Annotated in this window: 2 protein-coding genes and 1 pseudogene; all 3 read right to left on the bottom strand. The window is 70.2% G+C overall.

The window, feature by feature from the left end; all coding sequences use genetic code 11:
• Positions 1–390: pseudogene (locus tag IJH84_RS19565) on the bottom strand (hypothetical protein); the annotation flags it as partial.
• 134 nt (positions 391–524) lie between these two features.
• A complete protein-coding gene (locus tag IJH84_RS19560; protein ID WP_295147208.1) occupies positions 525–1631 on the bottom strand; it encodes a PRC and DUF2382 domain-containing protein in 1107 nt (368 codons plus the stop codon).
• Positions 1632–1876: 245 nt separating this feature from the next.
• The coding region (locus IJH84_RS19555) for an alpha/beta fold hydrolase (RefSeq protein WP_295147205.1) at positions 1877–2558 on the bottom strand (682 nt) is incomplete at its 5' end.

Raw genomic sequence — 2558 nt, 5'->3', positions numbered from 1 at the left:
GTCCTGCAGCACCGGCCCGGCGGCCCACGCCTCCAGCAGCAGTCGTTCCCCGCCCGGAACCAGCTCGCCGACCAGTTCCGGATCGTCGATCACGGCCCACGCCGCAGGCGGCTCGCACGCCACCCGTTGGCCGCTGTAGAGCGAACCGAGCTCGCGCAGGAAGGTGCGCACCGCGCGGGCAAGCGCGGCCGGACCGGTGTGCGTCGAGTCCGCGGGCCTGCTGATCGTTACCGACCAGCAGCCCGGTTCCTCGTCGGAGCAGTCGCCGGACTCCACGATCCGGCCGCCGACGCGCTGCAGCAGCGGCAGGCACGCCTCGCGGGCGCGACCGTCGTCCTCGGCGCCGAGCACGACGGTGATGAGCAGTTCCAGGCCGGTGTTCTCAGTCATCGCGCGGAGATTGTCCCGCATCCTTCGCAACCCGGCGAAGGGTTGATCAGGTGAACTCCCGGCGACCGGTGGCGGCGCTGCGAACGAGCGATGGCCCGCCCCGTTCGGGTGCGGGCCATCGGTGTCGATACGGGTCAGGAGCGAGGAGTGCCGCCACCGCTGCGCTGGCCACCGGTGCCGCTCTGGCCGCCGGAACCGCTCTGGCCGCCGGTGCCGGAGCCGCCGGTCTCGGTCTGGCCGGAGCTGCCGCGTCCGTCGGAGCGCTCGTGGTGCCTGCCGCTCTGGTCCTGCACGTCGAAGCGCTCCATCCGCACCTCGTCCTGCACGGTCCGTTCCTCGGTGACCGTCTCGGTGCGCAGCCGGATCCGCTCCACCGGAACGGATTCCTTGCTCACCGTCGGCCGGTCCTCGTGCAGCACGACCTCCTGCTCCTCCTCGCCCATCCGGGCCGAGGACATCGAACCGCGCTCGGACTCGCTGATCGGCTCGCGCTCGATGCGGACCTCTTCGTGGCTGACCGGCACGGTCACCGACTGCTGCTCGGTGACGACGTACTTGCGCACCCGCACCCGGCCGGATTCCGCCTGCTCGGTGTTGATCCGCAGCCGTTCCTCGCAGCGGGTCATCGACTTCATGCCCGCGCTGTCCCCGCGAGTCGTGCTCTCGCCCGCGGTGCGTTGCGCCGTGTCGCCGGACTGGCGGGTTCCGGACATCGAGCCGGTCTCGGTCGCGCCCGTGGTGGTCGACGCCGTGCCCGCAGCGGAGGTCGACGCGGTCCCGGTTTCGGAACCGGTGGCGCTCGAACGGCTCTCCTGCTCGGTGGTACGGCTCCCGGAAGCCGCGGTCGCGGTTTCCGTGGCAGCACCCTCGGTGCCGCCGGTGCTCTGCTGCCGCGGCACGTCCCGCTGCTGCGGCGAGGTCGAACCGGGCTGCATCCCGTAGTAGGTGTAGAGGTCACGGCCCTCGTTGTCGGAGAGGTGGCCGTGTTCCACGTCGACGCGCGGGGCGTCGCGCACCTTCTCCTTGGACACCCCCACGTTGATGCCCCGGTCACTTCGTTCCGCACCGGTCAGCGGCACGAAGCTCTCCTTCGTGCCGAACATCCCGGTGCGCACGGTGACCCATTCCGGCTGGTGGCTGCTGTCGTCGACGTAGACGTTGCCGACCCGGCCGATGCGTTCGCCGCCGGTGTCGTACACGTCGCTGCCGATCAAGTCCTGCGCACGCTTCACGTCCTTCATGACTACCGCCTCACTCGTCGCTGCCGGAGCAGCTCGGGATCGTCCGAAGGCCGCCGGAAAAGCAGCCCGCTCCGGGGGCCGGTCGCCGACGGTTCCAACGCTGCGCTCCGAAACAGCAGGTCGCAACCGGTCGGGCGGCGATGTGGACCCGTGTGAGTGATAGTCGAACTGCGCGATCGAGTCGAAGTGATCGAGGGTGCGCAGTCAGCACTACGAACGAGTAATAGCAGCAGACCGTTCGGGTTTCACGTGTTGAGCTCGCGCCCGACGAAGGTCAGCACTTCCTCGACCACCTCGGCCTTGTTCGTCTCGTTGAACAGCTCGTGCCGCGCGCCGGGGTAGATGTGCTCGTGGAATTCGGTGCCGCGCACCCGGTCGATGCCGGTCCGGGTGTCCGCTTCCGGAACCAGTTCGTCGTCCGCGCCGTGCAGCCACAGCGTCGGAATCCGCAACGCCGGGCCATCGTTGATCTCGGTGAGGCAGCGGTCGACCATCGTCAACGTCGTGTGCTTGAACGGGCCGTGCCACACCCGAGGGTCCTCGGTGTACTCGCGGCCGACCTCCGGGTCGCGGGACAACGTCGCCGGGTCGATGCGGGTCTGCGGGATCTCGTCGCACTCCAGCAGATCCAGCACGTGCCAGGTGCCCAGCACCGGCGCGGAGAGCACCAGGGCGGCCAGCGCGTCCGGGTGCTTCTGCGCGAAGCGCACCGCGAACATGCCGCCCAGCGAATGCCCGATCAGCACCACCGGCAGGTCCGGGTGCCGCACGAGGACGTCTCGGCGCACCGCGTCGAGGTCCGCGATGACCTGATCGGCGTCGGGAACCGCCGCCCACTCGCCGGGCGACTCGCCGTGGCCGACGTGGTCCTCGGCCACCACCAGCGCGCGGTTGCCGACCAGCTGCTCGGCCAGCCACTGGTAGCGG

Source organism: Saccharopolyspora sp. (assembly GCF_017434145.1).
GTDB lineage: Bacteria > Actinomycetota > Actinomycetes > Mycobacteriales > Pseudonocardiaceae > Saccharopolyspora_C > Saccharopolyspora_C galaxeae.
This window is presented reverse-complemented; position numbering and strand designations above follow the sequence as displayed.

Coding starts and splice junctions, on each gene's coding strand:
- IJH84_RS19560 (WP_295147208.1), bottom strand. CDS start 1,631: ATGAAGGACGTGAAGCGTGCGCAGGACTTGATCGGCAGCGACGTGTAC.